The sequence below is a fragment of the Weissella sp. DD23 genome (assembly GCF_001579105.1).
GTDB lineage: Bacteria > Bacillota > Bacilli > Lactobacillales > Lactobacillaceae > Weissella > Weissella cibaria.
In genome coordinates, this window is the sequence record NZ_KQ970391.1 from 268,688 (window position 1) to 273,365 (window position 4,678).

The following is a 4,678-nucleotide window of genomic DNA, read 5'->3' on the forward strand; positions in this document are numbered from 1 at the left end:
CCTTAGCAGCACTGGATAAGTTGAGTGCGGTTAGTGCAGATAATGCGATTGTGATGAATTATAAGGCTAATTTGCAGAAGGTTGTGGTGAACTTTGTGGTTAACCAATATGACATCACTAATCCTGCAAAACTGGTGAGTCAGTATGCCATGCCAGATTCTGACCAAATGTCGATTACATTAACGGGTACGACTGGTCAGACGATTGACTATACACAGATTGCAAAGTACCTCAAAACAGACACACTACCAGCCGCAATGTCTAAGTATGCCTATGATGCCCAAAATGGTGTGGCACCAGATAAACAGCAATTGACGTACGACGACGATACTGAAACAAATCAGACCGTTACATTAGCGTATACTGGTAAGTCGATTAATTATAGTTTCGTTCTTCTGTCAACTGATGATACGAATGCATTTGATGCGAATGGAAAGTTTGTGGGTATTCAGAATGGATACACTTATAATGGCGAAACGTTTGCGAAGGGGATGGGATACGCGTCTTCGACGGTGAAGACGGCATCTGACTTTACGCAAGGGACTAATAACGTTGTTTTCGTTCAAACATTAGCGGGTGGTATCAACCCATGGAACACGAAGATGATGGTTAGTGGAACTGTCGCAACGATTTTTACGCAAACAACGGCAGATGGTCGTTCGGTAAAGGTTGCTCAAATCTCAAATCCGGTCGTTACGATTCCATTGGGCGACGGAAAGTCAGTTACTCAAAATTATGGAACAGGTGTTATTAAAAATGCTGATGGTTCAATCAAACAAATTTTGACGACTCCCGATTCGTCATCTATGACATATTTCTACGTCACACTGACAAATGATTCTAAAGATTTAGATACTGGTAAAACAGTAACGAAGGGCATGACTTGGAGTTTGCCTGAACCAATGACGGGTTGGGAGTTATACTCTAACGGTTATATGTCTGGTGCACGTGATCAAACAGACGTTTCATATCCAGCGACAGGAGCATACGCTAGTGATGGTAGTCCTTGGGTTTATGCCTATTCGACGATGCCAACGATGGTTTCTGCGACAGATGATAATACTGTGGCAAAAAATACGGCAACTGCAAAAACAAGTACACAACCAGTTTATGCAGTCTACTACTATCTAAAAGATGGTGTTCAGACAGTTAATGTTAATTTCCTTAATCAGAATGGGGAGGCTATCCGAACTGCTACGGCGGTTAAAGGATATTCAAACACAACGATTGATTACCAGCCAATTGCGTCGCTGGCAAATATCAAGGGATATCAATTGATTTCTGATGGACGTGAAACAACAACGACATATGACACGGTTGGTGTAACGGCTCAAACGGATAATTACAACCGAGTGAAAATTGATGCTACGACAGGAAAAGCATTAGTTAATGATGATACAAAGCCTCAAACAGTTAACTTGGTCTACAAGGCAAATATGCAATCAGCATCAGTTGCGTTTGTTGGACCAGATGGCAAGGCATTGAAGAACAATGTTAATTTGCCAGATGGTGTGACGGCTGGCGCTGTAGACTTTTCAGCGATTACGGCAGCCTTGAAGGCAATACCTGGCTATCACATTGTGACTGACTTACCAGCAACTGCCACATTCGATGATTCTGATAACGTGAATGGTGCTGATGCAGAGCCGCAAGTGTTTACAATTGTCTATGCTAAGGATGCCCAAACGGTTCATGTGAACTACATGGTGCAAAACACAGATGGGTCATTGACAAAGATGCCGGGCAAGGATGTCATTGCAATCAATGGATTGACGGGTGATACAGTTGATTACAAATCTGTCGACAAGGTGGTCAAGGGTTATACCCTCGTAACCGACGAAACGACGAACACAACGGCGTTTGATAAGACGAACAACGGCACGGCAACAGTCGATGGGACACCACAAGAGGTTAACTTGGTGTACACGGCTAATGCGGCCAAAGTTAAAATTGTTTATCGTGTACAGCAAATGACGTCAACCGACGGTAAGACGGTTAATCCAGTTTTGGATAAAGATGGTAATCCAATTTACATGACGGTAAATCCCCAAGGTGATAGCGCGGTTGCTACCGGGGTGTATGGCAATGATTATGTGGTAAATGTTTCTAATAAGGGAATGTTGGAGCAAGGTTATTACTTCTACTCTGCTGATTTCGGTGAAGGAAATACACCTGATACTGAAACAGATGAGCTTGGCTCTGTAACAACTTACCCAGATGGTACAGGTCCAAAGGGTAAGACTGACGACCAAGGTGTCGTGGCCAAACGTTACACTTTCTCAGATGACGATGACCCTGACAATGGTCGTACTTTGTACGTGACGTACCGTCCAGAAATGTACCAGTTTGACATCGTTTACCTGGTTCAGGACCCTGATAAGCCAAATGAGCCACCTACCGGAATTTTGACACACGAAGTCGGATTTGCCGGCGGGTTCTACTCATTTAAGGTGCCTACGTTGCCAATTCCAGCCTATACAACGGCCGGAGCTGACCAAGGAAATTTGAATGGTCCATATGGACCAAAGGTAAATGGATTTGGTTTGATTGAAAACGACGCTAATAATAGCTATGATCCTGATCCACAATTTAACGAGTTGCTTGGTGGAAGCAATGGTACCCAACAGGCGCCTCACTTGGTCGTGCGTTATACGCCAAATCGTATGACAGTGACTGCAAACTATGTTTTGGTAAATGACAAGGGCCAAGTTGTTCAGTCAAAGACGTCAAACGGAATGGTTGATACGTATCTATCGACGAATATGGTGACAACTGGTGACATGGGCGCCGAAGTTGTTGGTGACTGGCGTTCAGTTGGTCTTGATGGAACTATCAGCGCTACGTCACAGGCTTCAGCTGTTAAAAACTTCGATGGGTATAAGCTGGTCGATAAAGAAGGTGTTTGGTCTTCAACGCCTTTGACATTTGATTTTGATGCGGATGGTGATGGTAAAGACGACCCTGTTCCACAAACTTCAGATGAATATATTGATTATGTGACGAATGTTTATAACAAATTTATGACGGCTCAAAATAAAGAGGCAGAAGCATACAATACGGAACACGCTTCTGAAATTGCTGCTGGAACGTTAACGAAGCAGACGATTTTGAACCCGATTGAATTGACTGATATTCAGAAGACGTGGGTTAACTTGAGTGTTGATACCAATAACGTCGATCATAAATATCAAGCGGCTAATAACTTTGTCACGTACCAATACAAGGTTGACCCAACTATCACATACACTTACAAGGATTCAGCCGGTAAGGTGATTAATAAGGGTGAACCAGTAGTGGATGCCGATGGCAACTCATACTACAGTGACCGTACGCCAGCGGTTATTCACGTAACGGCTGATATGCCAGCTGATGGTGGCGGTGCCTATACTGTGACGGATACCGCAGCTGATATTGCAGGATTCTCACGTTCAGACGCGGGTGCATTGACGTTTAACGGAAATGCCTACGTGGCCAGTGGGGTGCTACCAAGCACGAACTATGATGTGGTCTTCACGGCAGTGCCACAAAAGATTACGACGAGTTACGTATCTGATACGAAGAATGCCGCTGCAGCAACTGATAAGATGCCTGCAACGACGACGACGGTTCGTGATACGAATGCGACGTACACGGTTGATACAACTGGTGGGGCTACCATCCCCGCTGGTTACTACGTCAGCCAAATCACGTATAACAAGGCTGTTGTTGCGACGGCCGACTCAGCCACGAGTGGGTTGCACCAGGGGGATGCAGCCTTTACATCAGTTGATGAAGTGGTGAAGGCTGTCTCAGAGCTTGGCACGACTGCGAACCAAATCGAATACACATTGACGGCAGCGCCAGAGCCTTTGCAGGTAACGTACAGTTACACCACAGCAAAGGTGGCAAACTGGACGACCCCAAAGACAACGATTGCGGCCAATGTTAACGACACGGTTGCGACTGACGACGCCTACAATGTAGCGGTACCAACAGTTGCTGGTTACACTGCCCAAATTGTTGCGAAGGCTGCTGACGGAACTGTTTTGAACACGTACACAGCAACCCAATTTAAGGCGATTGCAGCCGCCGGTTTGGCCATGACGGCTGATGGTGCATACTACGACGTGATTTACACGCCAGCAGTGCAAAATATCAAGACGTCATACACCTTGCCTAAGAATGCCAAGGTGCAAATGACCCAAATGACAGCCGATACTGTGCAAGCTGCCACGGATTCAACGTATGATGTGACGGCTGATGGCCCATTGAAGGCGTTGATTCCACGTGGATACCAAGTGGCAACAATCACAATCAATGGTCAGGAACTATCAGTTGATGATGCTGATGCCCAAAACTTGCAAGTCATCGCTGGTGATAACACAGTGGTCTACAACTTGAAGGCATCCATCCAACCATTGACGGTTAACTACGGTTTCGCTAATAAGACGCCAAATGCGAAGGCAGTTGCGTTATTGCCAGGTAAGTCAACAGGTACGAACGCGACGCAAGATATCGATAAGGTATCTTACGCAACGGGTGACAACTACACAGTGGTTGTCCCTAAGATTGCGGGTTATGTTGCCACGGTGACAACGGGCGATAAGGATAATCAATCAACGATTGACCCCACGGCACCTATTCAAATGGTGGCTGGCGGGGCAACCTACAACGTGGTTTACACGCCTGAAGCACAGAC

1 protein-coding gene is annotated in these 4,678 nt (G+C 45.6%); it reads left to right on the top strand.

The features are described 5' to 3' along the window. On the top strand, positions 1-4,678 hold a 4,678-nt coding region (locus WEIDD23_RS13435; RefSeq protein ID WP_197458789.1), incomplete at both ends, for a mucin-binding protein.